This window comes from Burkholderia semiarida (assembly GCF_029268935.1).
GTDB classification, from domain to species: domain Bacteria; phylum Pseudomonadota; class Gammaproteobacteria; order Burkholderiales; family Burkholderiaceae; genus Burkholderia; species Burkholderia semiarida.
Map to the genome: position 1 here is coordinate 62464 of NZ_JAHLCL010000010.1, position 26513 is coordinate 88976.

Consider the following 26513-nt stretch of genomic DNA (forward strand, 5'->3'; position numbering starts at 1 on the left):
GTGGCGCTCACGCGGCGTGTGCCGCGCCCGCCTCGTACGACGGCTTGCCGCCGGCGTGGACCGCGCGGCCCGCACCCGAACGCGGGCGCATCGGCCAGTACAACAGGTCGGCGGCAATCTGCCGGTAGTCGCGCGCGGCGGACGACGACGGAAACGCGTCGACCACCGCATGCATCAATTCGCGGGCGTGCTCGACGAGCGGATCGGCACTCACGCAGCCCGCGTCGGCGATCGACACGGTCAGGTAGCGGTTCGCGACGCCCGCGAGGTTGTCGAACGCCGCCTTCGCGTCCGCGTGGCTGCCGACCTGGTTGGTCAGCACGCGGAACTGCGCGAACGCGTGCGCGAAATGCAGCCGCTTCATGCACGCATACGCCTCGGTGATCGCCTGCGCGGCGACCCGCGTGACGACCAGCACGTCGTGCGCTTCGCGCGCGAGCGCCGAGAACGCCCCGTCGGCGCCGAGCTGCGCGTCGACGAGGACGATGTCGGCCGGGCCGTCGATGAAGTCGCTCAGTTGCGCGTCGCTGTAGCCGGCGCGCGCGAGCCGCGCCGCCGCGCACAGGCTGAAACCGGCCGCGACCCGCGTGCGCGCGCCGTCGCGCAGCCACGCGCCGGCGAGCGTCGCGCTGGCCGAGCGCACGTCGGCGCGCTCGTCGACGACGAGCACGTCCTTGCCGAGCGACGCGAGCGCCGCCGCGAGATTCACGACGGTCGACGTGCAGCCGACGCCCGCCGGCCCGCCCGTCACCGCGACGATGCGCGACGCGCGCCCGGCCAGCAGGCGGCGCAGCCCTTCGGCCTGATCGATGATCGGTTTATCCAAATCGCACCTCGTGCAGCTCGGCGGTGGAACGCGCGGTCAGTGCGGAGAGCAGCGTCGGCATGTCGTCGTCCTGCGGCACGAAGGGCGAGCCGTCGCGCGGCACGCAGAACGCGCTCTTCAGCAGGAATCGGGTCGACGCGACGTACAGGTTCTCCGGCACCTTCTGGCCGGTCGACACGTAGTGAACCGGCAGCTTGTAGCGGATCACCGTGTCGAGCACGCCGCCGAGGTGGGTCGCCTCGTCGAGCTTGGTCAGGATGCAGCCGGCCAGGTCGGGGTGCTCGCCCGCGCTGCGGTACGCCTGCACGACTTCGTTGAGCGTGTCGCCGTGGCTCGTCGCGTTCAGCAGCAGCAGGCGCTGCACCGGTGCGTTCGCGCCGTGCAGCATCGCGATCTGGTCGGACACCGCGCGGTCGCGCTGGCTCATGCCGATCGTGTCGATCAGCACGATGTGCTTGTTGCGCAGCTCGGACAGCGCGAGCGCGAGATCGCCCGCGTCCTTCACCGCGTGCACCGGCACGCCGAGGATCTTGCCGAAGATGCGCAGTTGTTCGTGGCCGCCGATCCGGTAGCTGTCGGTGGTCAGCAGCGCGACCTTGCTCGCGCCGAAGCGCATCACGCAGCGCGCGGCCAGCTTCGCGGTGGTGGTCGTCTTGCCGACGCCCGTCGGCCCCATCAGCGCGAACACGCCGCCGCGCTCCATCAGCGCGTCCTCGCTGTCGAGCACCGGCAGGTTCGACGCGAGCACCGACTGCGCCCATTCGGCGGCCTGCTCGAAGGTCTGCGCGCCGTCGCCGGCCGGCAGGTTGTCGACCAGCATCCGCACGAGCTGCGCGGAGAAACCGGCCGCGAACAGGTGCTTCGTCAGCGCGCCGTGAACGGCGCTGCGGCGCTGGCGGTCGTGCCACATCAGGCTGTCGAACTGCTCCTCCATCATCCCGCGCAGCTCGCCGAGCTCGTGCATCACGGTGTCGTTGACGATCCGCTCGATGCGCGACTTCACCGCGTCGGCCACCGCGGCGGCCGCGTCGGAGGGCAGGCGCGTGCGGTCCGCCGCCCTCGCCGCGTACGCGGCGCCCGTGTCGGGTGTGCGCTTCGTGGCGGCAGGCGATCCGGCGGCAGACGATCCTGCGTTCGGCATCCGGCGTTCGGCCTCGCGCACGATGTCGCGGGCCCAGTCGGGCGGCGTCGCGCTGGCCGCGGGCTGCGGCGCGCTTGCCGGCGGCTCGACCGGCGCCTGCGCACGGGCGATCAGCGCGTCGCGCTGCTGCGTCAGGCGCTTCGCGTGCTCGACCAGCCACGGTGCGGGTTCGGAAGTGGCGGCCGGCGATCCGGCGGTCGGCGCGGCGATCGACGGCGCGGCGGCCGGCGCGTCCGCATCGCTCGACGAAGCATGCATGTCAGCCTCTTGCGCGTCGGCGCTCGCGCCGAACACGGACGAGAACACGTCAGGCAGCCCGCCTTCGCCCGCCGCATACGGATTGACGGCCGGGCGCGGCGCGATGCCCGGGCGCGACACGATGCCCGGCACGGCGGCGGCCGGCACGGATTCCGGCAGGCGCGGCGAAGCGAAGCGCGGCCGCGCGGCCGGCGGCGCCACCGCGGCGAGATCTGAATCGGCGAGTGCGACGATTTCGACGCTGCCGTCATCGAGCGTGCGGTTCGACAGCACGACCGCGTCGGCGCCGAGCGCCTCGCGCACGAGACGAAGTGCGTCGCGGCTCGTTGCGCCGGTGAATTTGCGAATGTTCAAGCGGAACCCCCGATGACGTTAACGACTTTGATCGTGCGTGTGTCCGGCACTTCGGCGTACGACAGCACTTTCAATTGCGGCAGGCTGCGGCGCAGGAAACGCGCGAGCATCGCGCGCAGCGCGTGCTGCACCAGCAGCACCGGCGGCAGCCCGAGATTCTGTTGACGCAGCATCGCTTGCTGCGTGCCGGTCAGAAGGTTGTGCGCGAGGCCGGGCTCGAGGCCCGGGTTCGCGCCGGTGGCGAGCGCCTGCGACAGCACGCGCTCCAGATTCGCGTCGAGGCCCATCACCTGCATTTCGCCGTTGCCCGGATACCACTGCTGCGTGATCGCGCGGCCGAGCGAGAGGCGCACCGCGGCCGTGATCTCGAACGCGTCGCCGCGGCCCGCATGCTCGGACACGGCCTCGAGGATCGTGCGCATGTCGCGGATCGGCACGCCTTCCTCGAGCAGGTTCTGCAGCACCTTCTGCAGCGTGGTGAGCGAGATCGTCTTCGGCACGAGGTCCTCGACGAGCGACGGCGCGTCCTTGCCGGTGCGCTCGACGAGCGCCTGCACTTCCTGGCGGCCGAGCAACTCGGCCGCATGCTGGACGACCAGATGATTCAGGTGGGTCGCGACGACCGTGCTCGCGTCGACCACCGTGTAGCCGTACACCTGCGCCTGCTCGCGCATCGCGACGTCGATCCACACGGCCGGCAGCCCGAACGCCGGATCCTGCGTGACGGCGCCCGGCAGCGCGGCCGTCACCTGGCCCGGGTTGATCGCGAGCCACTGGCCCGGGAACACTTCGCCGAAGCCGATCTCGACACCCTTCAGCGCGATCCGGTATGCGTTCGGCCGCAGTTCGAGGTTGTCGCGGATATGGATCACCGGCGGCAGGAAGCCGATTTCCTGCGCGAATTTCTTGCGGATGCTCTTGATGCGCTTGAGCAGCTCGCCGTCGCTGTTCTTGTCGACGAGCGGGATCAGCCGGTAGCCGACCTCGAGGCCGAGCGGGTCGATCAGCTGCACGTCGTCCCAGGTCGCTTCGTGACTGTCGGCCGGCAGCACGGCGGGCGGCGCGATGTCGGTGACGTCGCCGGCCGCCTTGCGGGCCGCCGCGCGCCGGGTCTGCGTGCGCGCGAGCCAGATCGCGCCGGCGCCGAGCGCGAGGAACGCGAAGTGCGGCATCCCGGGGATCAGCCCCATCAGCACGATGATCGCGCCGGTGATGTTCAGCACGCGCGGGTTCGTGAACAGCTGGCCGGTGATCTGCGTGCCGATGTCCTCGTCGGTCGCGACGCGCGACACGATCACGCCGGCCGCGGTCGAGATCACGAGCGACGGGATCTGCGCGACGAGGCCGTCGCCGATCGTCAGCAGCGTGTAGTTGGTGCCGGCCGCGGCGAAGCTCATGTCGTGCTGGACCATCCCGACGATCAGCCCGCCGATCACGTTGATCGCCATGATGATCAGGCCGGCGATCGCGTCGCCGCGCACGAACTTCGACGCGCCGTCCATCGACCCGTAGAACTCGGCTTCCTGCGATACGGCGAGGCGCCGCTTGCGCGCCTGTTCCTCGTTGATGAGGCCCGCGTTCAGGTCGGCGTCGATCGCCATCTGCTTGCCGGGCATCGCGTCGAGCGTGAAGCGCGCGGACACTTCGGCGATCCGCCCCGCGCCCTTCGTGATCACCATGAAGTTGATGATCATCAGGATCACGAACACGACGATGCCGACCGCGAAGTTGCCGCCGACGAGGAAGTGGCCGAACGCCTCGATCACCTGGCCGGCGGCATCCGGCCCGGTGTGGCCTTCGAGCAGCACGACGCGCGTCGACGCGACGTTCAGCGACAGGCGCAGGAGCGTCGAGAACAGCAGCACGCTCGGGAACGCCGCGAAGTCGAGCGGCTTCATCGTGTACATGCTGACGAGCAGCACCATCACGGACAGCGCGATGTTGAACGTGAACAGCAGATCCAGCAGCACCGGCGGCAGCGGCAGGATCATCATCCCCAGGATCATGCAGATGAGGATCGGGCCCGCGAGCGCGCGTAGGTTGGTGCCCGCGAACGGGTTCGTGCGTTTGGCGAACAGGCCGGTGTTCGGGGTGCTCATGCTGCGTTCCCTTGCTGGCCGAGCGCGTCTTCGGCTTCTTCACGTTCGTCGTCGGCGGCGACCGACGCGCCCTTGTCGAGTTCGGCCGGCACGTCGAGATCGACCGGCACCGCCGGGAACGCGCCGCCTTCCGAACGGAAGCGCTTGAGCTGGTAGACCCACGCGAGCACTTCGGCGACCGCCGAGTACAGCGAGCCGGGGATCTCGCGCTCGAGTTCGACGTTGTGATACAGCGCACGCGCGAGCGGCGGCGCTTCGAGCAGCGGCACGTTGTGTTCGGCCGCGAGTTCGCGGATGCGCGCGGCGACGAGGTTCACGCCCTTCGCGACGACCTTCGGCGCGCGCATCTCGCCATCCGTGTATTGCAGCGCGACCGCGAAGTGCGTCGGGTTCGTGACGACGACGTCGGCCTTCGGCACGGCCGCCATCATCCGGCGGCGGGCGATCGCGCGCTGCTGCTGGCGGATCCGCCCCTTCACGTGCGGGTCGCCCTCGTTCTCGCGATGCTCGCGCTTCACTTCTTCCTTCGTCATGCGCAACTTCTTGTTGTACTGCCAGAGTTGGTAAGGCACGTCGAGCCCGGCGACCACCAGCATCCCGGCGACCGTCGTGCCGCAGCACACGGCGACCAGATGCAGCGCATCGGGCAGCGCGGCGCCGAGCGGCTGGGTCGCGAGGCCGAGCAGTTCGTCCTTGCTGCGCCAGATCGCGACGCCGCCGATTCCGCCGACGACCAGCGTCTTCGCGATCGACATCCCGAGCTGGATCGGCCCCTGGATCGAGAACATCCGGCCGAGCCCCGAGATCGGGTTCAGGCGGTCGAACTTCAGTTCGAGCGTCTTCTGCGAAATCAGCCAGCCGCCCAGCGCCATCGGCGCGAGCAGCGCGGCGACGCCGGTGAGCGCGAGGAGCGGCAGCAGCGCGGCGAAGCCTTCGAGGCTCGCGCTGCCGGCCGCCGACAGCATCCGGTCGGTGTCGAACGCGGTCGCGCGATCGAACGTGAACGCGCCGCGCAGCATCGCCTGCAGATGCGCGCCCGACGGGCCCGCGAACAGCCATGCGCCGTAGAACCCCGCCGCGAGCAGTGCGAACGAAGCCAGTTCGCGCGAACGCGCGACCTGCCCCTCCTCGCGCGCCTTCTCGCGGCGCCTGGGAGTGGCGGCTTCGGTCTTGTCGAGATCGCTCTCGTCTGCCACGGGGCCTCCAGTCGGGTACGGCGGAATGCCGTTTTTCAGTGACACCGATTATTCATGGAGGCGTCAAACGCCGATCGGTCGAGCAAAGCCGGGAAAGGGGGGTATTTCGGGGAATCGGGCGAGCGGCCGCGAACGCGGCCGGAGCGGGGGCGGAACGACGCGCGGCGCGGCGCGAAAGCAGGCCGGGCGGCGCGTCGGCGAAATGGCGGCCGCAGGCGGGACGGTGACGGTGCGATGCGAAGGGAACGGTGAAACGGCGGGCGGGAAAGCGGGAGAAGCGCGGGAAAGCGGGAAAAGCGGGGCAAACGGCCCCCAACGACGTCGCGCGTCGGGGGCCAGCGTCGGTCAGACGGCCGGAATCGGGTCCGCGCCGAAACGGTTCGGGCCTTCGGTGCCGCGCGAGCACATCCACACGAGCAGCAGGATGCTGCCGACGATCGGAATCAGCGCGAGCAGCAGGAACCAGCCCGAGCGGCCCGTATCGTGCAGGCGGCGCACGCTGACCGCGATGCCCGGAACGATCAGCGCGAGCGACACCAGGGAGATCGCGCCGAGCAGCAGCAGCGTGATCAGGCCGCCGTCGCGGCCGGCCGCGCCGATGATCTGGCCGACGATCGACAGCACGCAGCTCAGCAGCGCGAAATACCAGTATTCGGCGCGGCGCGCACGGCCTTCGAACGTGGCGTATTTATTCAGTACGGCACGAATGGCTTCGGAAAAATTCATCTTATTACCCTCCTGTTTTATATTGGCACCCCGGAAACAACGCCGAAATTATAGGGTTGAATTTCAGTGCGCTCCATCTCTTTTCGCATGCGGCGCACTACGCGCACAGGGGCGTATCGCCCGCCCATATGACACGGAAATGGCTGCAATGGCGCATTTCGGCTTGGCCGGGGCTTGCACGCCGCGTCATTTTAATAATCGTGAAGATCTGACGGAAACGACGGCCCGGATAATCCGACATTCGATTACAGCCGAATGAAACGGCCGCCCCGATAATCGACTCGAGGATCCGGCGTGCGATTAACCGGGCAGCCGGCAATACGCAGGCGCGGCGGTCGCGTCACCCTTCGCCATTGTCGATACCGGCCGCATCGCCTCGCCCGACGGCAATACGGCACGGGCGGCCACTGGCCTCAAAGGCGTGAAAGGCGTGAAAGGCGTGAAAAGCCTGAACGGCCAGACCGAGCGAAGCGGCCTGGCCGGCCGCCGCTAACCGGCTGCCGCCCGCTGCAGCGCGCCGAGATCGAGCTTCTTCATCGTCATCACCTGCGCCATCACGCGCTCGGCGCGGGCCGGGTCGCCCGTCATCAGTTCGGCCATCTGCACGGGCACGACCTGCCACGACACGCCGAAGCGGTCGCGCAGCCACCCGCATTGCTGCGCGCGCGCGTCGCCGCCTTCGGCCAGGCGCGCCCAGTAATGGTCGATCTCGTCCTGGTCGCGGCAGTTGACGACGAACGACACGGCCGGCGTCATCTGGAACATGGGGCCGCCGTTCAGCGCGACGAACGCCTGCCCGTCGAGTTCGAACGCGACCGTCATCACCGTGCCCTCGGCCTGTCCGGACGCGTGCGCGCCGGCCTTGCCGTAGCGCGCGACGTGCACGATGCGCGCGTTGTCGAACACCGATACGTAGAAATCGGCCGCCGCCTCGGCGTCGCGGTCGAACCACAGGAACGGCGTGATGCGTTGTATGCGCGGGGTCATGGCGCTGTCTCCTCGATGTCGTGCCGGCACCGGTGCCGGTCTTACATCGTAGGCGCTGCGCGCGCACACGGCGGCGATTCGATCCGTAGTGCGCGCGCGGCTGTCGGATAAAAAAAAGGGGGCGATCGCTCGCCCCCTCTTTGCTGCCCGCGGCCGTGCCGCGTCAGAACGCGACGAACGGCTGCGCGCCGCCGCTCGCGGTCTTGTCCATCCCGAAGTAGATCGTCTTGCCGTAGAAGTGCGGCATGCCGATGTCGAGCCAGTTGGACGAGCCGAACGGCCCCGCGATGTCGTTGAACGCGAACGTCGACGAATTGGAGAACAGCGAATCCGCGTTCGCGACCGGCATCGACACGGTGCCCGATGCGCCGTTCTGGCCGCTCAGCGTCGCCGAATAGGTGGTCGTGGACGACGGGCAGTAGAACTCCGTATTCCTCGAACAGACCGTCTGCGCCGAATCGTTGAAGAAATACGCGTTCGAGCCCGTATCGAAGAACGCCATCACGTTGCGCCCCTGGAACGTCGCGCTGACGTCGCCGGTCGTGGTCGACGTCATCACCGTCTTGCCGCTCAGGTTCGGCAGACCGAACGTCAGCGTGCCGGTCGCGCTCGCCTGCCCGTTGTCCGAGATGGTCGGCATCTGCACGCTCACGCCGTCGTTGTTCGCGAAACGATGCACGGGGTTCGCCACCTGCTGCGCGAGCGGCACGAGCGCGACCGCGCAGCTCGCGTTGTCGCCGTTCGGGCACGCGTAGTAGTTGTTGTTGTTCGACGACGTCGACGTCGCGCACGTCGTGCCGCAGTCGTACGGCGCCGGCCCGATGCCGAGGATCCCGTTCGCGCCGAGCGCGCCCGTCGAGTTGGCCGACGCGCCGCCGTTCGTGCACGAGCTCGGCACGTTCGCCGTGCCGAGGTCGCCGATGATCTGCACCGGCAGCGACGCCGCCTGCTCGGAGCCGATCGACAGGTCGACCGTGCGCACCGACCCCCACGTGTAGCTCGACACGAACTTGCCGCATTCGGCGACCGGCGCGCCGCCGCTCGTCACATGCGGCAGGCTGCCGAGCACGCCCGACACCGCGCTGCCGACGAGCCGCAGCCCGTAGGACGCGGTATCGACGAGCACGTTGTTGACGATCTGGCAGTTCGACGTGCCCGGCACGCAGACCTTCACGCTGACGGTCGGGATGTTGATCACGTTCGCGGCGCCGGCGCCGACCGTGATGACGGCCGTGTTGCCGCTGTTGCCGTCGGAGCCGTTGTTGCCGGTATTGCCGTTGTTGCCCGCACTGCCGCCGCCGCCATCGCCGCCGCCGCATGCCGTCACGAGCACGGCCGTCGCGGCCAGGAGGCCCAGCACGCCGAGCCAGCGCTTGAATGTACGAGGAATGCTCAAGATCGCTCTCCCGCTGTCACTGGATATCGGTGCCGGCCACGCCGGCAGGCAGCGCCGACGGCAGCCATGCCTGGCCGGAGAAGGCGCCCATGTGGCCGCCCGTCCGGATCACGAGGCCGCTCGTCTCGACGGCCACCGGCGCGCGCCACCCGCGCGCCCGGTGCGCCGCCTGGACGCCGGCCGTGTACTGCGGGAAATAGCTGCCGAGCAGCGACGCGAGATCCGGCATCGTCGGCCCGCGCCAGGCGAGGCCGAACACGCTGCCGGCGGCCGACGTGTATTCGTGGATGACGGTGCCCGACCCGAGCGTGATCTCGCGCACGGTATAGGCGGCCGCGCTCGTCTGCACGCCGTCCGCCGAGCGCATCGCGCGCTGCAGCGCGCGCACGGTGGCGGCCTGATCGTCCGCCGGCGGCGACATCGGCGCGCCGCCCAGTTCCGCGTGTGCGTGGACGGCCCACAGCACACCCATTGCAGCCGTCGCGTGCGCGACGGTCCAGCCCAAGCGTTTCAGCTTCACGTTCCCCCCCAAGGGACTGGCTGCGTTGCCGACGGCGCCGCCATCGGCCCGCGCCGCCTGTCCACTGATGAATCGTACGAATGACCCTGCGTTGCTGCTGACGCGTAGTATGCCTGCGGAGTGTGTCCAATTGTCAATTCGACGCAGGATCACGCCGCGCAGCGCAGCGGTGGCGGGCTCGGGGAAACGACGCAGGAAACGGGGAATGCGCGCATCGGCGACCCCGCGGAACGGGGCGCCCGGCAAAGGGGCGCCCGGCAGTGGGGCGCCCGGCAATGGGGCGCCCGGCGAAGGGGCGCGCGGCTGCGCCGCGGCGGGTCAGAAACCGAGGCTCGCGAGCAGGTCGTCGACCTGCCCCTGGTCCTGAACCACGTCGGATTTGCCTTCCGGCGCGATCTGCGGGCCGTTCAGCAGCGACTCGGGGCTGCCGGTCGCGCTGATCTGTTCGGCCGCGAGCGCGGCGGCGGTGGCCGCGAACTGCTCGCGCCGCTCGGGCGCGATGTTCTCGACGAGCACGGTGAGGAGCTGCTGCTCGATCAGGTAGACCATGTCCATGATCTTCTTGATCACCTGCCCGGTCAGATCCTGGAAATCCTGCGCGAGCATGATTTCGAGCAGTTGCGCGCGGGTCGCCGCCGTCGATTCGGGCAGCGTGCGCAGGAACGCGCGCGTATCGTCCATCAGCTCGCGCACTTCCGCGTGCTCGATCGGCGCCGCGTACCACTGCGCCCAGCGTGCGTCAAGCGCCTCGGCCTCGTTCTGGACGCGCTCCTGCATCGGCTTCGCGATCTCGATCGCATTCAGCACGCGCACCGCGGCCTGCTCGGTCATCGTCGCGACGTAGCGCAGGCGGTCGCGCGCATCGGGCACGGCTTCGGCCGCGCGCTCGACATGCTTGTCGAGCCCGAGCTCGCGCATCGAATCGCGCAGCGTGCGCGTGACGTGGCCGATGCGCGCGAGGATCCGGTCGCTCGCGTAATCGGCGCCTTCGGCATGGCCGTCGGCGTTGACCGCCGCGCCGGCGAGCGCCGCATGGATCGGCTCGTTCACGTTCAGCTCCCGGTCTTGGCCATCTTGTCGATGATCTTGTTCAGCTTCTCGTCGAGCGTCGCGGCCGTGAACGGTTTCACGACGTAGCCGCTCGCGCCGGCCTGGGCGGCCGCGATGATGTTCTCCTTCTTCGACTCGGCCGTGACCATCAGCACCGGCAGATGCGTGAGCGTCGCGTCCGCGCGGATTTCCTTCAGCATCGCGAGGCCGTCGAGGTTCGGCATGTTCCAGTCGGAGATCACGAAGTCAAAGCCGCCGCCGCGCAGCCGCGCGAGGCCGGCCGCGCCGTCTTCCGCCTCGTCGACGTTCGTGTAGCCCAGTTCCTTGAGCAGGTTGCGGACGATCCGGCGCATCGTCGGGAAATCGTCCACCACCAGGATTTTCATGCTCTTGTCCATCGTCGTTCCTTTCCAGATTCGTTTCCGTCGGGACGCGCATCGTGGCACGCGCCCCGTGACATTCCATTCACACGCGCTGCACGCGGTCGCCCATCGTCGCCAGGCGCGCCATCACGCGGCGGCTCATGTCGGCGAGCGGCGCGACCTCGTCCGCGCCACCGAGCGCGATCGCCTCGCGCGGCATCCCGAACACGATGCAGCTCGCTTCGTCCTGCGCGAACGTGTGAGCGCCCGCGCGTTTCATTTCCAGCAGGCCGGCCGCGCCGTCGCGGCCCATCCCGGTGAGGATCACGCCGATCGCGTTCTTGCCCGCGTGCGTCGCCGCCGAGCGGAACAGCACGTCGACCGACGGGCGGTGCCGGTTCACCGGCGGCTCGTCCGACAGTTGCGCAATATAGTTCGCGCCGCTTCTCGCGAGCAACAGGTGTGCGTGCCCCGGCGCGATGTACGCATGGCCGGGCAGCACGCGTTCGCCGTGCTCGGCTTCCTTCACCGCGATCCGGCACAGCCCGTTCAGCCGCTGCGCGAACGACTTCGTGAAGCCCGGCGGCATGTGCTGCGCGATCAGCACGGCCGGCGCATCCGGCGGCAGCGGCGTCAGCACTTCGCGGATCGCCTCGGTGCCGCCCGTCGACGCGCCGATGATGATCAGTTTCTCGGTACTGACGAGCGGGTTGTTGATCATCGGCGCGGCCGCGGCGCTGTCCGCCGCGCGCGCGGCGGCCTGCGGCTGCGGCGCCTGGCGCACGCGCGCACGCGACGCCGCGCGGATCTTGTCGGCGAGCTTTTCCGCGTAGTCGAGCATCCCGTCGCGAATCCCGACGCGCGGCTTCGTGACGAAATCCACCGCGCCGAGTTCGAGCGCGCGCAGCGTGATTTCCGAGCCGCGCTCGGTCAGCGACGACACCATCACGACCGGCATCGGCCGCAGGCGCATCAGCTTCTCGAGGAAGTCGAGCCCGTCCATGCGCGGCATTTCGACGTCGAGCGTGAGCACGTCGGGGTTGTGCTGCTTGATGAGCTCGCGCGCGACGAGCGGATCGGGCGCGGTCGCGCACACCGTCATGTCGGGCTGGCTGTTGATGATCTCGGTCATCAGGCTGCGGATCAACGCCGAATCGTCGACGCACAATACTTTGATCTTCTGCACTGCGGTCATGCCTCCTGCTTTCTTGATAGGTTTGCCGCGTGCGGGCTCCCGGCGGACGGCGCCGCGCCGCGCCCGCCGAACAGCTCGATGCGCGGGCGCGCCGGTTGCGGCGCCGCGGGCCGCTTCGCGGCGAACAGCTCGATCTGCGCGCGCGTCCGTGCGGCGCGGGCGCGCTCGGCCTCGCGCGCGAGCGCGGCTTCGCGCTCGGTCACGCCCGGCACCTGCAGCCGCAGCTTCTTCACCATCGCGCGCCCGCTGTGCGGCATGAACGCGACCTTGCGAGGATGCACGCCCTGCAAGTCTTCCGCGGTGATGCGGATGCGCTCGAGCGCGAGGTAGCGGCGCACGAAATCGGCGTTGCGATCGCCGATGTTGATCGTCGTCATCCCGGCCAGCACGGCCGCGCCGCCGAACACCTTCGCCTCGAAGCGCTCGCGGCGCCCGCCGGCCTTGATCAGCTCGTTGATCAGCACTTCCATCGCATACGCGCCGTAGCGCATCGATTCCGACGCGGCCGCGCCCGGATCGGCGCCGTCGTCCGGCAGCATGAAGTGGTTCATCCCGCCGATGCCCGCGTACGGGTCGTGCAGGCACGCGGCGACGCACGAGCCGAGCACGGTCATCAGCACCATGTCATCGGCCGTCGTGTAGAACTCGTTCGGCAACAGCTTCACGCCGGGGCGTTCGAAGTGGTTGTCGAAGTAGCGATTGGTCGCGATCGGCAGTGCGCTCATCCGCGCTCTCCCAGGGCCGGCGCGCCGCCCGCGGCCCGTGCGCGCACGGGCGACGGCAGCTCGGCCGCCGCGCTCGCCGGCGCACCGCGCGCGCGCGCGCCCTGCGCGGCGTCGCGCGTGAGTTCGTACACCGTCTGCCCGCGCAGCCGGAACGCCTGCGTCACGTACGTGAAGTTCTCCGAATGGCCGGCGAACAGCAGCCCGCCCGGCTTCACGAGCGGCTCGAAGCGCGACAGCACCTGCCCCTGCGTCGGCTTGTCGAAATAGATCATCACGTTGCGGCAGAAGATCGCGTCGAACGGCTTCGCGATCCCGTAGTCGGCATCGGTCAGGTTCAGTTGCTCGAAGCGGATCATCGCGCGCAGCTCGGGGCGCACCTTCACGCGGCCGGCCTGCGCGCCCGTGCCCTTCAGGAAGAAGCGCTTGAGCCGCTCCGGCGACAGGTGCTTGACCTGGTCGTACGTGTAGATGCCGGCTTCGGCCTTCGCGAGCACCTGCGTGTCGAGATCGGTCGCGAGGATCGACGCGCCGCGCGCGGCTGTTTCGCCGAGCGCCTCGATCAGCGTGATCGCGATCGAGTACGGCTCCTCGCCGGTCGACGCCGCCGAGCACCAGACCGATACCGGCGCCGGCCGCCCTTTCACGAATTCCGACAGGATCGGGAAATGGTGCGCCTCGCGGAAAAACGCGGTCAGGTTGGTCGTCAGCGCATTGGTGAACGCTTCCCACTCGAGCGGATCGTCTTCCTGTTCGAGCAGGTCGAGGTAGTCGCGGAACGTGTCGAGGCCGCGCGCCCGCAACCGCCGCGCGAGACGGCTGTAGGCCATGTCGCGCTTGTGCTCGGACAGCGAGATGCCCGCGCGTTGGTGGATCAGCGCGCGAATGCGTGCGAAATCCGCGCCGGTGAACGCGAAGTCGCGCCCCGGCTCGCCCGCGCGAGGCGAGGCATCCGGTGCATCGGGTCGAAACGGCGCGCGCGCGTGCTGCATGGCTTAGAAGGTCTCCCAGTCGTCGTCGGACGCGCCGGCGGCCGCCAGCGCGGGCTTCTCGCCGCTCAGCGCCGGGCGCACGAGCGCGGGCTTCGCGGCCGGCTTGTCCGCCGGGGCGGCCGTCTTCGCCAGACGCGGGCCATAGCCGCCCGCCGCGGCGGCGCCACGGGCAGCCGGTGCGTCCTTCTGCGTGCGCGGCGCGGCGTCGGCCGCGCGCTTCGATTCGTGCTCGGCGCCCGACACAGCCGTGCGCGACGCCGGCGCGGCGCGCCGTGCCGCCGGCTGGGCCGCACCCTGCGGCGCCGGCAGCGCGGCGACCGGCGCGTCGTGGCGCGACGCCGACGGCAGCGCCGCCGGTTCGTGCGCGGCCGGCCGCGCGACGCTGCGCGCCGGCGCGAGCGCGATGCCGCCCGCGACGCGCCAGCCCGACACGATCGCCTTCATCTGGCGCGTCTGCTCCTCGAGCGACGCGGCCGCGGCGGCCGCCTGCTCGACGAGCGCCGCGTTCTGCTGCGTGACCGCGTCCATCTGGCCGACCGCGCGGTTGACCTGCTCGATGCCGGTCGACTGCTCGTCGGACGCGGCGCTGATCTCGCCCATGATGTCGGTCACGCGGCGCACGGCCTGCACGATCTCGTCCATCGTCGAGCCGGCGCGCGCGACGAGCGCCGACCCGCTGTCGACCTTCTCGGCCGAATCGCCGATCAACTGCTTGATTTCCTTCGCGGCGCTCGCGCTGCGCTGCGCGAGCGAGCGCACCTCGCCCGCGACCACCGCGAAGCCGCGGCCCTGCTCGCCGGCCCGCGCGGCCTCGACGGCCGCGTTCAGCGCGAGGATGTTGGTCTGGAACGCGATGCCTTCGATCGTGCCGATGATGTCGACCACCTTGCCGGAGCTCGCCGCGATGTCCTGCATCGTCGACACGACCTGGCCGACCACCTCGCCGCCCTGCGTCGCGATGTCCGACGCGTTCACCGCGAGCTGGCTCGCCTGCCGCGCGTTCTCCGCGTTCTGCCGCACGGTTCCCGTCAGCTGCTCCATGCTCGACGCGGTTTCCTGCAGCGACGCGGCCTGCTCCTCGGTGCGCTGCGACAGGTCGATGTTGCCGGTGGCGATCTCGCGCGCGCCGACGTCGATCGATTCGGTGCCGCGATGCACGGCCTGCACCATCGTCGTCACCGCGTCCTGCATCCGCTTGATGCCGCCGAACAGGCGGCCGATCTCGTTCGTGCTCGATACGTTCACCGGCTGCGTGAGGTCGCCCCCGGCGATGCGCTCGAAGTGCGCGATCGCATCCTCGATCGGCTGGACGATCAGCCCGCGCAGCACGAAGCGGATCGCGATCACGACGACGAACGCGATCGCGATGCCGGCCGCGATCAGCGCGATCATCATCGAGATCTGCGACTGCGTCGCGGTCTGACGTTCTTGCGCGCGCTTCTGCAGCGCGGCGATCACGGCCGACGCCGTCTGGTCGAACGCGACGAACATCGGGCTGATCTTCGTGTCCGCCACCGCGTGGTACGCAGCCATGTCGCCCGCGCGCGCCGCGGCAAATTCGGGCTCCACGCCTTCCTTCACGATCGTCGTGTAGCGTGCGGCGAGCTCGTCGAGAAGCGCCTGCTCGACACCGAGCTTCGGCGTCGACTGGAACGCCTGCCAGTTCTGGTTCGACTTCGCGAACAGCTCCTGCGCGCGGTCGAGCACCTTCGCCGCGTCGGCCGCGTTGCCGGCTTCGGTCAGCGTACGGAAGCGATCGAGCGCCACGCGCGAGCGCAGCAGTTGCGCGGCCGTGTCGTCGAGCGTGTGAATCGCCGGCAGGTCGACGTGCGCGATCTCGTCGAGCGAACGGCTCGCCTGATTGAGCGCGTAAAGGCCGAGCCCGCCGACCGCGGCGGCCAGGCACACGAGGATGAGTCCGACCGCCGTGAGCGTCGTGCGGATCGACCAGTTATGCAACATTGCAGATTCTCCCGAAATTGCTGCGCGCGCGGCGCGCTTACCCGCCGAGTGTCTCGATCAGCGCCATTTCACGGCTCGACATCAGCTTCTCGATGTCCATCAGGATCAGCATCCGGCCGTCGACCGTGCCGAGGCCCGTCAGGTACTCGGTCGTCAGCGTCGCGCCGAATTCCGGCGCCGGCATGATCTGGTCGGTCTGCAGCGTCAGCACGTCCGACACGCCGTCGACCACCATCCCGACCACGCGGTTCGACACGTTCAGGATGATCACGACGGTCTGGTGGTCGTACTCGACGCGGCCGAGGTGGAACTTGATCCGCATGTCGACGATCGGCACGATGATGCCGCGCAGGTTGATCACGCCCTTGATGAACTCGGGCGCGTTCGCGATTCGCGTGACGCTGTCGTAGCCGCGGATTTCCTGCACTTTCAGGATGTCGATCCCGTATTCCTCGTCGCCGAGCGTGAAGACGAGGAATTCCTGGCCCGTCGCATCGCCGTGTTCGGCGTCGCGGCGGCTCGTGGCCGCGTTCGCCGCGGCCGGATTGATCATTTGAACTTCAGCGGACACGTTTGCCCCCAATCGGTTGATGGCGAGAGTCAGAAGACGGCGAGTTCGGCGCCCGCACGGGCGCCGTGCGTCGCACGGGTTTCGCGGTTCAGCGCCGCGACGTCGACGATCAGCGCGACGCTGCCGTCGCCCAGGATGGTCGCCGCCGAGATGCCGTGGACCTTGCGGTAATTGGTTTCGAGGTTCTTCACGACCACCTGCTGCTGGCCGACCAGCTCGTCGATCAGCATCGCGAAGCGGCGCCCCTCGGTTTCCATGATCGTGACGATCCCCTGGGTCGGGTCGGTGCGCGCGTCGTCGACCGAGAACACCTCGTGCAGCGCGACGAGCGGCAGGTATTCGCCGCGCACGCGCACCACGCGCTCGCCGTTGCCGACCGTGTAGATGTCGTCGTTCGACGGCTGCAGCGACTCCATCACGAAGTTCAGCGGCAGGATGAAGATCTCGCTGCCCACCTTCACCGACATCCCGTCGAGGATCGCGAGCGTGAGCGGCAGCACGATCCGCGTGGTCGTGCCGCGGCCGGCCTGCGACGAGATTTCGACATGGCCGCCCATCGACTGGATGTTGCGCTTCACCACGTCCATCCCGACGCCGCGGCCCGACACGTCGGTCACCGTCTCGGCCGTCGAGAAGCCCGGCGCGAAGATCAGTTGCCAGACTTCGTCGTCGCTGATGTTCTCGGAGATCTGCATGCCCTGTTTCGCGGCCTTCGCGAGGATCCGCTCGCGGTTCAGGCCCGCGCCGTCGTCGCTCACCTCGATCACGATGTTGCCGCCGTGATGCGCGGCCGACAGCACGAGCTGGCCGACCGCGTCCTTGCCGGCCGCGACGCGCTTGTCGACCGTTTCGATCCCGTGGTCGAGGCTGTTGCGCACGAGGTGCGTGAGCGGATCGATGATCCGTTCGATCAGACTCTTGTCGAGCTCGGTCGCCTGGCCGAACGTGACCAGTTCGACCTGCTTGCCGAGCTTGCCGGCGAGATCGCGCACGAGGCGCGGGAAGCGGCTGAACACGTAGTCCATCGGCATCATGCGGATCGACATCACCGCTTCCTGCAGGTCGCGCGCATTGCGCTCGAGCTGCGCCATCCCGTTGAACAGGCGGTCGTGCAGCGCGGGATCGAACGCGCTCGCCGTCTCGGCCAGCATCGCCTGCGTGATCACCAGTTCGCCGACGAGGTTGATCAGTTGGTCGACCTTCTCGACGCCGACGCGGATCGAGCTGCCTTCTGCGCCGCCCGCGGCCGCGGCGGCCGGGCGTGCGCGCTTGTCGTCGTGATGCGCGGCGGCGGCCGGCGCCGCATGTTCGGCCGGCTGCGGTTGCGCTCGAACGTGTTGCTGCGGCGGCGTGGCGGCTGCCGCGGCCGGGGCGGCGGGCGGCTCGGCCGGCGTCGATGCCGGCGCAGCCGGTTGCGGCGCGGCGGCCTGCAGCGCGAACACCTCGACGCGTGCGGGCGGCGCGGCCGCGGCGGCCGGGGCGGCGGCCACTGCGGCGGCGTCCTTCGCATCGCCGGCGGCGGCCGGCGCCGTGCCGCGTGCGACGCGAATCTGGCTTTCGTCGATCACGAAGCAGCACACGGCGACGATGTCGTCGGACGGCACCTCCGATTCGACCCACAGCGACAGGTCCGCGCCCGCTTCCTCGCGGCCGACGATCCGGCCGAGGTTGCCGAGTTCCTCGGTGAGCAGCGCCTGGTCCTTCGCGTCGACGCCGACCAGCGTGATCTTCAGGTGCGGGCCGTCGGCATCGGCGTCAGCCGCCGGATGCGCGGCCGCGACGGCCTGCTCGACCACATGGTCGGGCGCGCGATCGCCGCTTGCGACGGGCTCGGCGGCCGGCGCCACGGCGGCGGCGACCGGCATAGGCGCGGCCGGCGCCGGCTCGGCTGCCGCGGGCGCGCCCGAGCCGCTTTCGGCCTTCAGCCGTTCGAGCTTCGCGCAGATCGCCGCGGCGGCGGCCGCGTCCGGTTCGGCGCTCGCGCGGTAGTCGACGAGCTGGTCGGACAGCACGTCCTTCGTTTCCAGGAACGCGTCGACCATCTCCTTGGTCAGCGTCAGCTCATGGTTGCGCGCGCGGTCGAGCAGCGATTCGAGGATGTGCGTCGTATCGGTCAGCGCGGAAAAGCCGAACGTCGCCGCGCCGCCCTTGATCGAATGCGCGGCGCGGAAGATCGCCGCCAGATCCTCGGGATCGGGCGAATCGACGTCGAGGTTCAGCAGCAGCTGCTCCATCTGCGCGAGCAACTCGTCCGCTTCGTCGAAAAAGGTCTGGTAGAACTGAGTGATGTCGAGAGTCATGCCCGGTCACCGGTTGAATTCGTCGCGTTCATGTCAGGAGGCAGCCGGCTCGGACAGCGTGGCGACCAGGTCGACCAGCACGCCCGGGTCGATCGGCTTTTCGATCCAGCCGGTCGCGCCCGCGTCGCGTGCCGCGTCCTTGAACGCGTCGCTGCCCTCGGTCGTCAGGATGAGGATCGGCGTGTCCGCGTACGCGCTCAGCTTGCGCAGCGCGGCGATCACCTCGAGCCCGCTCTTGCGCGGCATGTTCTGGTCGGTCAGGACCAGGTCGTACGGCGCCGTCGCCGCCATGTCGAAGCCGGCTTCGCCGTCCGGCGCCACCGTCACGTCGTAGCCGGCCTGCGCAAGCGTCGCCTGCAGCAGCGCACGCATGGTCGCGGAGTCGTCGATGGCGAGAATGGTTCGGATCATGTCTGTCTCGGAAACGTCAGGGTTTCGGCGCCACGGCCACGGCGCTCGCCACGATCGGACGCGCCGCCGGCGTCGGGCCGCCGAGCTGCTGCGCGAGCAGCTTCGAACCGGCCGCGTCGGCGGACAGCGTCGTCGTCGTCGCGTCGTCGCGCATCAGCGCTTCTTCGGATTTGCGATTCAGCACGATCACGCTGATCCGGCGGTTTTCCGGATCGAGCGGATCGGCCTTGTTCAGGTTCTGCGTCGACGCGAGGCCGAGCACGCGCAGCACTTTCGCCTCGTCCATGCCGCCGGAGATCAGCTCGCGGCGCGATGCGTTCGCGCGATCGGCCGACAGCTCCCAGTTGCTGTAGCCGCCCTCGCCGCCCGCGTACGGCACGGCGTCGGTGTGGCCCTGGACGATGATCCGGTTCGGCACGTCGTTCAGCGTCTTGCCGATCTCGCGCAGGATGTCGCGCATGTACGGCTCGACGTGGTCGCTCGACATCGCGAACATCGGCCGCTTCTGCGAATCGACGATCTCGATGCGCAGCCCCATCAGCGTCGAATCGATGCGGATCTGCTGCTTGAACTGGCGCAGCGTCGGATTGGCCTCGATCGCGGCCATCAGCTTGATCTGCAGGTCGTGCAGGCGCGTCTGCTCGAGCCGGTCCTGCGCGCCCTGCGCCTGCGACCGCGAATGCTCGTCGCCCGCCTTCGCGAGGCGCTCGGCAAGCGGCGTCGTGCCGTCGGTGCGGCGCAGCGTGCCGGCGTCCGCGCTCGACAGGTCGCGGCCGCCGCCGTTGATGATGCTGGAATCCTGCGAGCTGCGGTCGCCGCTGCCGAGGATCGCGGCCTTCAGCGGCATGTTGAAGTATTCGGCGATCCCCTTCAGCTGCACCGGCGTGACCGAGCTCAGCAGCCACATCAGCAGGAAGAACGCCATCATCGCGGTCATGAAGTCCGCGTACGCGAGCTTCCATGCGCCGCCGTGATGGCCCTTCTTCGCCGGGGCCACCCGCTTGACGACGATCGCGCGATCCTTGCTCTTGCTCATCGGTCGCTCCGCCTCACTTCGCCTTCACGCGTCGCACGTGCTCTTCGAGCTCCGAGAACGACGGGCGCTCGGTCGAGAACAGCACCTTGCGGCCGAACTCGACCGCGATCGCCGGCGCATAGCCGTTCAGCGTCGCGAGGATCGTCACCTTGATGCACTGGAACATCTTGGTCGACTCGGCCACGCGCTGCTCCGCGAGGCTCGCGAGCGGCCCGATCAGCCCGTACGACAGCAGGATCCCGAGGAACGTGCCGACCAGCGCCTGCGCGATCATCGCGCCGAGCACCGCGGGCGGCTTGTCGGCCGAGGCCATCGTGTGGACGACGCCCATCACGGCCGCGACGATCCCGAACGCCGGCATCGCGTCGCCGACGCGCATCAGCGCATGCGCCGGGCCTTCGCCTTCCGTGTGGTGCGTCTCGATCTCCTCGTCCATCAGGCTCTCGATCTCGAACGCGTTCATGTTGCCGCCCACCATCAGGCGCAGGTAGTCGGTCAGGAATTCGACGATGTGGTGATCGGCGAGGATCTTCGGGTATTGCGTGAAGATCGGGCTCTTTTCCGGATCGTCGATGTCGGCCTCGAGCGTCAGCGTGCCTTCCTTGCGTGCCTTCGCGAGCAGCACGTAAAGAAGCGCCATCAGCTCCATATAGACGTCCTTCGTGTATTTCGAGCCCTTGAAGAGCGTCGGCAGCACGCGCAGCGTGGCCTTGATGGTCTTGCCGCCGTTGCCGAGGATGAACGCGCCGACGCCGGCGCCCACGATCATCAGGACCTCGATGGGCTGGATCAAGGCGCCCAGATGTCCGCCCGCCAGCGCATAACCGCCGAAGACCGACAACAGCGTCACGAGTGTTCCCACGATAATCAGCACTGCCTGTCCCTCACGAAAGACCGGCGGGAAGACCGCCGTTAAACAGGTTTACGGCAGTCGGCAGGAAAACTTTCGCGGCCGCCCGGCGGCGGCCCGACGGTGTTTACCAGCAGTGCGCGGACGATTCGCGCGGCCCGCGGGCGCCGCCCGTGCGACGCTCGCGCCCCGCCCGGCGTTGCCCGGCGCGGCGCTCAGGCCAGGGCGGCGGCCAGTTCGGCGCGCGCGGCGGCGGCCTTGCGCGTCTTGCCGGCGCGCGACGGCGGCTGGCACAGGCCGCACACGAAACCTTGATGCGGATCATGCGCATGCGCGACGAAATGGCCGCCGCAGCGCGTGCACGGAGTCATCTGCAGCATCCCAGAATCGAAGAAGCGCACCAGCGTCCATGCCCGCGTGAGGCTCAGCGCGGCCTCGTCGCCGGACAGGTTCACGTGCTCCAGGTAGAGCCGGTACGCCTTCACGATCGACTGGATCGGCTCGCAGCGGCCGTGGTCCTGCATGAACCGGTAGATGTTGTAGAACAGCGACGAGTGGATGTTCGGCTGCCACGTCATGAACCAGTCGGTCGAGAACGGCAGCATCCCCTTCGGCGGCGACACGCCCTTCAGTTCCTTGTACAGCTTGATCAGACGGTCCCGCGACAGGCTCGTCTCCGCCTCCAGCAGCTGCAGCCGGGCGCCCAGTTCGATCAGTTCGATGGCGAGGGTGATTTCCTTCACCTCGATCACGACGCTTTTGCTTGCCATGGTGATAACCGTCCGCTTGACGTTGTTCGAATGAATGGCCAATACGCTGCCGGCCGGCGCGGCGCGCCGGGACGAACGCAAGGCGGAATGGATCAGCGGACGCCTTCGACCTGCTGCCCGGCCATCAGGATGGCCGAGTGGGCGTGCGCGACGACATCGCTGCGGCCCTTGTCGGCGAGCGACGACAGCAGCGCGTGATCATCGAAGCGGAAGCGGCACAGCATCTGGTTGGACGCGGCCAGCTTCACGGTCTGCGCGAGCGTGAGGTTGGCGAGCACGTCGGCGAGTTCCTGAGAAATGCCCATGCGGAACATACCCATCGCCTTGTCTTCCCGCAGCAGTCGTTGCGCGAGGAGGAGGTACGACAGGTTGACCTCTTTGATCTCACTGAGCATTTCGCTGGTGGTGCCCATGATTCCCCCGTTAAAGAGCGTTGCTTTGGCCATTCATGTTATGAAAACGTTTGCTCGATCAGTGCGCACCAGGCGCTCAGTCGGCTCGTTTATAGTCTTACAGGGCGAATTTTGGCCAAACGGGATTTATGTCGGTATCAGCGAAGTGGCGTATGCCATGCAGGATTTGTCTGTAAACCGTGTAGGAATTTTTCTGACAAGGCCGATTGAAAGGCGCTATTGGAAAAACGGGTTGCAACGCGGATTCGGTTGCGAGGAGACCGATGCCCGCGGCGCCGGTGGCGGAAGGCTCGCCGGCAGGGCCGCCGGCAATCGGATCGGTAAAAATTATAGTGGTTTTTCACGATAGCGCAACAATAGTCGAGGCTATCTCGGTTCAGGATTCCGTGCCCTTTTTCTCGGGGTTTTCGCGTATTTCATCGTGTAACAAGCCTTAAGTGTTTGAAAAAACACTCGAACCCCTCAGGGCGATATCGATAATGGACTCCAATGGGCGGCGGCGCGAGCCGTGCCGGCCCGCCCCGCAGCTTGCCGTCCGGCGCCCCCCGCACCCGCCCAGGGCCCGGCCACGTACCGCGAAGCGCGTGCGTCGGCGAGTTCCGCCACCTTGTACGGGATCCCCATCGGCGCCATCGCGCCCCCGGATCGACACTGGAGAACATCCATGCGAATTGCCCAGATCGCGCCGCTTTACGAAGCCGTCCCGCCGAAACTCTACGGCGGCACCGAGCGGGTTGTGTCCTATCTCACCGAGGCGCTCGTCGAACTCGGCCATGACGTGACGCTGTTCGCCAGCGGCGACTCCGTCACGTCGGCCCGTCTCGAGGCGGCGTGGCCGCGCGCGCTGCGGCTCGACCCGTCGGTCCGCGACTCGATGGCGCCCCATATGCGGCTCCTCGAGCAGGTCGCCCGGGTCGCGCACGAATTCGACGTGCTGCACTTCCACCTCGATTACCTGCCGTTCCCGCTGATGTCGCGCCTCGACACGCCGTACGTGACGACGCTGCACGGCCGCCTCGACCTGCCGGAGCTGCAGCCGGTGTTCGACGCGTTCCCCGATTCGCCGGTCGTGTCGATCTCGAACAACCAGCGCAAGCCGCTGCCGCAGGCCGCGTGGGCCGGCACCGTGTACCACGGGCTGCCCGACACGCTGCTCACGCCGCAGCCGGACGTGAAGCCCGAATACCTCGCGTTCCTCGGCCGGATCTGTCCCGAAAAGCGTGTCGACACCGCGATCCGCATCGCCGCGCAAAGCGGGCTGCCGCTGAAGATCGCCGCGAAGGTCGACAAGGCCGACGCCGACTACTTCAAGGAAGTGATCGAGCCGCTGCTCGACCAAGCGCACGTCGAATTCATCGGCGAGATCAACGAAGCGCAAAAGCCCGCGTTCCTGTCCGGTGCGAAGGCGCTGCTGTTCCCGATCGACTGGCCGGAGCCGTTCGGCCTGGTGATGATCGAGGCGATGGCCTGCGGCACGCCGGTCGTCGCGTTCAACCGCGGCTCGGTGCCGGAAGTGATCGAGGACGGCGTGACCGGCTTCATCGTCGAGGACGTGCAGGGCGCGGTCGGCGCGCTGCACCGGATCGACAGCCTGTCGCGCACCGCGATCCGCGAACGGTTCGACACGCGCTTCAGCGCGAAGGCGATGGCGCGGCGTTACGTCGAAACCTACGAATCGCTTTGCGCGGCGGCCAAGCAGCCGGCATTGCGCCGGGTTGCGGGCGCCTGACACGGAAATCCGCCGGGAAATGCGCGGTAAAAACCGCGCCGAAATCGGCGCGTAAAACGAAAGAGCCGCATCGACGATGCGGCTCTTTCTATTTGGCTTGCGGTCATTCGATCAGGAAACGATCGCGGTTTTTCCCGACGATCCAATTCGGCGGCTTGCCACGCCCGCTCCAGGTTGCACCGGACTTCGGATCACGGTATTTCGGCGGCAGCGGCGCCTTCTTCGGCGGGCGCCCGCGCTTCGCCCGCTCCGCGAAGCCCAGATCCTGGGCGGTCAGCCCATATTCCGCAATCTTCTGCTGGACTTCGGCAATCACCGCCGCCACTTCCTGGCGGCGCACGTCGTCCGCCTGAGCCTGCAGATCGGCGATCTGCGCCTTGAGTTTCGCGTATTGAGACATTTTTCGACTCCCCTTTTCGATGATGCGGCCCCGGCGAATCCGGCCGGGACACCAACATCCGTTACGTCATCCGCACTGCCGCCCTGCCCTTCGAAATTAATGCTGCCATCTTTAACCGAATCGCCTATATCGAGAATGCGGACTTATTCTAATAAAAGGCATTCGTCAGCCATTCAAATTTAACAATCGTTTACCCTCCCGGGCCCGATTCATTTCCTATAATCCAGACCAATTCCGGACGACCGAATAAATCCGTTGCGTCGCCCCGGGTCTTCAACCCACTCGAACGAGGTCCCTACATGAATCTTTCTCAGCGTCTCGCTGCAGAGGTATTCGGCACGTTCTGGCTGGTGCTCGGCGGGTGCGGAAGCGCCGTGCTGGCCGCCGCCTTTCCGGGCCTCGGCATCGGCTTTGCCGGCGTCGCACTCGCGTTCGGCCTGACCGTGCTGACGATGGCCTTCGCGATCGGCCACATCTCCGGTTGCCACCTGAACCCGGCGGTGAGCGTCGGCCTGACGGTCGCCGGCCGCTTTCCGGCGCGCGATCTCGCACCGTACATCGTCGCGCAAGTGGTGGGCGCCACGCTCGGCGCGTTCGTGCTGTACCTGATCGCAACCGGCAAGCCGGGTTTCGACGTGGTCGGCAGCGGCTTTGCGACGAACGGCTTCGGCGATCGCTCGCCCGGCCACTACTCGCTCGCCGCGTCGTTCATCTGCGAAGTCGTGATGACGGGCTTCTTCCTGTTCGTGATCCTCGGCGCGACCGACAAGCGCGGCGTGCCGGCCGGCTTCGCGCCGATCGCGATCGGGCTGTGCCTGACGCTGATTCACCTGATCTCGATTCCCGTCACCAACACGTCGGTGAACCCGGCGCGCTCGACCGGCCCGGCGCTGTTCGTGGGCGGCGACGCGATCGGTCAGCTCTGGCTGTTCTGGGTCGCGCCGCTGATCGGCGCGGTGCTCGCCGGAATCATCTATCCGCTGGTCGCCGGGCGTGACGACGCCGTCGACCTGCTGCCCGCATCAGCTCGCACAAGCGAATAAACACTACGGGGTCAAGCGAGCAGAGCAGCGAGCCTCACGCTGTCGAAGAACATCGAGGCAGGCAATTTCAACGGGCGCCCCTGGCGCCCGTTTTTCATTTCCACGCGGCAAACGCGCACGGGGCCGGCGCTCAGGACGCGACGACGTCGTCTTCGAGCGAGAACAGCGTGCGCAGGTGGCGGGCGACGCCCGCGTCGAAGTTGTTGCCGATCCGCGGAATGTGAGGCAACCGCGCGATCAGGTCGGGATTCGCGTTGTTCATCATGAACGCATGACCGGCGGTTTCGAGCAGGTCGATGTCGTTCATGTTGTCGCCGAACGCGATGCAGTGGCCGGCATCGACGCCGAGCCGCGCGAGCACCGTGCGCAGCGCGCGCCCCTTCGACACGTTCGCGGTCATCACCTCGAGGCAGTCGGGCAGCGAGTACGTGACGTACAGCGCATCGCCGAACTGCACGCGCATCTGCTCGGCGACGACCGCCAGATCGGCCGGTTCGCCGATATACAGCACCTTCGCGATAGCGGCGCCGTCATGCGCGGCCATGTCGATCACCTCGTACCGGAAGCCCGAATCCTGATGGAATTCGAGCAGGTGCGGCGCTTCGCGGTCGATCAGCCAGCCGTCGTTGGTAAACAGGTTGACGATCACGCGGCCGTGCGCGCCGGCGACTTCGGGCTGCACGAGGCGGCGAACGATCGCCGCGTCGACGTCCTGCGCGTGGATCGTCGTGTCGTCCGGCGCATGCACGCGCGCACCGTTCGACGTGATCAGGTACGGCCGGATGCCGAGCACGTCGCGAATGCCGGCGACGTCCGCATAGTGGCGCCCCGTGGCGATCACGAATTGCACGCCGTCGCGGTCGAGCCGGCGAACGGTGTCGATCGTGTACGGGTCGAGCTGGTGGTCGCTGTTCAGCAGCGTGCCGTCGAGATCGGTGGCGATGACTTTGTACATGGGGCGGGAGAGTGGCGCGCGCGGCACGGAGGAAGCGCCATTTTAACGTCGTACCCGGCAGCGCGCCGGGTCGTTGCCGGGCACGCGGGGCCTGGGGGCTGCTGCGGGCTGCTGCGGGCTGGTGCTGGGCTGGTGCTGGGCTGGTGCTGGGCTGGTGCTGGGCTGGTGTTGGGCTGGTGTTGGGCTGGTGTTGGGCTGGTGTTGGGCTGGTGTTGGGCTGGTGTTGGGCTGGTGTTGGGCTGGTGTTGG

Annotated in this window: 26 protein-coding genes; 3 read left to right on the top strand and 23 right to left on the bottom strand. The window is 68.3% G+C overall.

Annotation, left to right across the window (positions count from 1 at the left end):
• Positions 1–7: 7 nt before the first annotated feature.
• From KPB06_RS33235 to flhD, 21 genes are all read right to left on the bottom strand, one after another.
• Positions 8–826 carry a nucleotide-binding protein gene (locus KPB06_RS33235; protein WP_059638371.1) on the bottom strand — a complete coding sequence of 273 codons (819 nt, stop codon included), beginning with the start codon at positions 824–826 and terminating at the stop codon, positions 8–10.
• Complete coding sequence (gene flhF / locus KPB06_RS33240) at positions 819–2579, bottom strand: flagellar biosynthesis GTPase FlhF (RefSeq protein ID WP_275905631.1); 1761 nt, start codon at positions 2577–2579, stop codon at positions 819–821. Before flhF ends, KPB06_RS33235 begins: the two co-directional genes overlap by 8 nt.
• Complete coding sequence (flhA, locus tag KPB06_RS33245; protein WP_275905630.1) at positions 2576–4678, bottom strand: flagellar biosynthesis protein FlhA; 2103 nt, start codon at positions 4676–4678, stop codon at positions 2576–2578. Before flhA ends, flhF begins: the two co-directional genes overlap by 4 nt.
• A complete protein-coding gene (gene flhB / locus KPB06_RS33250; RefSeq protein ID WP_060310193.1) occupies positions 4675–5874 on the bottom strand; it encodes a flagellar biosynthesis protein FlhB in 1200 nt (399 codons plus the stop codon). The genes flhA and flhB overlap by 4 nt, the downstream gene beginning before the upstream one ends.
• Before the next feature lie 345 nt (positions 5875–6219).
• On the bottom strand, positions 6220–6600 hold the full coding sequence (locus KPB06_RS33255; RefSeq protein WP_059578122.1) for a DUF805 domain-containing protein: 381 nt from the start codon (positions 6598–6600) through the stop codon (positions 6220–6222).
• A gap of 489 nt (positions 6601–7089) precedes the next feature.
• The gene (locus KPB06_RS33260) at positions 7090–7587 is read right to left on the bottom strand and encodes a VOC family protein (RefSeq protein WP_124659103.1); all 498 of its coding nucleotides are present in this window, start codon (positions 7585–7587) and stop codon (positions 7090–7092) included.
• A 163-nt stretch (positions 7588–7750) separates the two neighbouring features.
• Complete coding sequence (locus KPB06_RS33265; RefSeq protein WP_226094301.1) at positions 7751–8983, bottom strand: DUF3443 domain-containing protein; 1233 nt, start codon at positions 8981–8983, stop codon at positions 7751–7753.
• Positions 8984–8999: 16 nt separating this feature from the next.
• Complete coding sequence (locus KPB06_RS33270) at positions 9000–9503, bottom strand: DUF2844 domain-containing protein (RefSeq protein ID WP_059578113.1); 504 nt, start codon at positions 9501–9503, stop codon at positions 9000–9002.
• Positions 9504–9821: 318 nt separating this feature from the next.
• Positions 9822–10553, bottom strand: coding sequence for a protein phosphatase CheZ (gene cheZ / locus KPB06_RS33275; protein WP_059578110.1), 732 nt, complete (start codon positions 10551–10553; stop codon positions 9822–9824).
• A 2-nt stretch (positions 10554–10555) separates the two neighbouring features.
• Positions 10556–10951: a chemotaxis response regulator CheY gene (cheY, locus tag KPB06_RS33280; protein ID WP_026045350.1), complete on the bottom strand. Its 396-nt coding sequence runs from the start codon at positions 10949–10951 to the stop codon at positions 10556–10558.
• A 67-nt stretch (positions 10952–11018) separates the two neighbouring features.
• A complete protein-coding gene (locus KPB06_RS33285; protein WP_059578107.1) occupies positions 11019–12110 on the bottom strand; it encodes a protein-glutamate methylesterase/protein-glutamine glutaminase in 1092 nt (363 codons plus the stop codon).
• A complete protein-coding gene (gene cheD / locus KPB06_RS33290) occupies positions 12107–12835 on the bottom strand; it encodes a chemoreceptor glutamine deamidase CheD (protein ID WP_099315949.1) in 729 nt (242 codons plus the stop codon). The genes KPB06_RS33285 and cheD overlap by 4 nt, the downstream gene beginning before the upstream one ends.
• Positions 12832–13824: a CheR family methyltransferase gene (locus KPB06_RS33295; RefSeq protein ID WP_124659565.1), complete on the bottom strand. Its 993-nt coding sequence runs from the start codon at positions 13822–13824 to the stop codon at positions 12832–12834. The genes cheD and KPB06_RS33295 overlap by 4 nt, the downstream gene beginning before the upstream one ends.
• Before the next feature lie 3 nt (positions 13825–13827).
• Complete coding sequence (locus KPB06_RS33300; RefSeq protein WP_275905629.1) at positions 13828–15786, bottom strand: methyl-accepting chemotaxis protein; 1959 nt, start codon at positions 15784–15786, stop codon at positions 13828–13830.
• 37 nt (positions 15787–15823) lie between these two features.
• Positions 15824–16339: a chemotaxis protein CheW gene (gene cheW / locus KPB06_RS33305; protein ID WP_059578098.1), complete on the bottom strand. Its 516-nt coding sequence runs from the start codon at positions 16337–16339 to the stop codon at positions 15824–15826.
• Between the two features lie 47 nt (positions 16340–16386).
• Positions 16387–18657: a chemotaxis protein CheA gene (gene cheA, locus KPB06_RS33310; RefSeq protein WP_275905628.1), complete on the bottom strand. Its 2271-nt coding sequence runs from the start codon at positions 18655–18657 to the stop codon at positions 16387–16389.
• A gap of 33 nt (positions 18658–18690) precedes the next feature.
• Positions 18691–19068 (bottom strand): response regulator, encoded by a 378-nt coding sequence (locus tag KPB06_RS33315; protein WP_059578092.1) that lies wholly within the window; start codon positions 19066–19068, stop codon positions 18691–18693.
• A gap of 16 nt (positions 19069–19084) precedes the next feature.
• Positions 19085–20104, bottom strand: a complete 1020-nt coding sequence (gene motB, locus KPB06_RS33320; protein ID WP_059578090.1) for a flagellar motor protein MotB — start codon at positions 20102–20104, stop codon at positions 19085–19087.
• 13 nt (positions 20105–20117) lie between these two features.
• Positions 20118–20978: a flagellar motor stator protein MotA gene (gene motA, locus KPB06_RS33325; RefSeq protein WP_059578087.1), complete on the bottom strand. Its 861-nt coding sequence runs from the start codon at positions 20976–20978 to the stop codon at positions 20118–20120.
• A 191-nt stretch (positions 20979–21169) separates the two neighbouring features.
• Entirely contained in the window at positions 21170–21724 is a 555-nt protein-coding gene (gene flhC / locus KPB06_RS33330) for a flagellar transcriptional regulator FlhC (protein WP_059578085.1), read from the bottom strand.
• 92 nt (positions 21725–21816) lie between these two features.
• Positions 21817–22137: a flagellar transcriptional regulator FlhD gene (gene flhD / locus KPB06_RS33335; RefSeq protein ID WP_059578082.1), complete on the bottom strand. Its 321-nt coding sequence runs from the start codon at positions 22135–22137 to the stop codon at positions 21817–21819.
• Here flhD and KPB06_RS33340 point away from each other — a divergent pair.
• Together KPB06_RS33340 and KPB06_RS33345 are read left to right on the top strand one after the other, a co-directional pair.
• Entirely contained in the window at positions 22136–22486 is a 351-nt protein-coding gene (locus tag KPB06_RS33340; RefSeq protein ID WP_181035347.1) for a hypothetical protein, read from the top strand. The two genes, flhD and KPB06_RS33340, sit on opposite strands and share 2 nt — an antisense overlap.
• 315 nt (positions 22487–22801) lie before the next feature.
• Positions 22802–23866, top strand: coding sequence for a glycosyltransferase family 4 protein (locus tag KPB06_RS33345; RefSeq protein ID WP_059578080.1), 1065 nt, complete (start codon positions 22802–22804; stop codon positions 23864–23866).
• Positions 23867–23969: 103 nt separating this feature from the next.
• Here KPB06_RS33345 and KPB06_RS33350 read toward each other — a convergent pair whose 3' ends face one another.
• Positions 23970–24266 (bottom strand): H-NS histone family protein, encoded by a 297-nt coding sequence (locus KPB06_RS33350; RefSeq protein WP_021162849.1) that lies wholly within the window; start codon positions 24264–24266, stop codon positions 23970–23972.
• A gap of 299 nt (positions 24267–24565) precedes the next feature.
• Between KPB06_RS33350 and aqpZ the strand changes: the two genes are divergently transcribed.
• Positions 24566–25309 (top strand): aquaporin Z, encoded by a 744-nt coding sequence (gene aqpZ / locus KPB06_RS33355; protein WP_006489324.1) that lies wholly within the window; start codon positions 24566–24568, stop codon positions 25307–25309.
• Positions 25310–25439: 130 nt separating this feature from the next.
• Here the strand turns inward: aqpZ and KPB06_RS33360 are convergent, their stop codons facing one another.
• Entirely contained in the window at positions 25440–26264 is an 825-nt protein-coding gene (locus tag KPB06_RS33360; protein ID WP_059578077.1) for a Cof-type HAD-IIB family hydrolase, read from the bottom strand.
• Positions 26265–26513 lie beyond the last annotated feature (249 nt).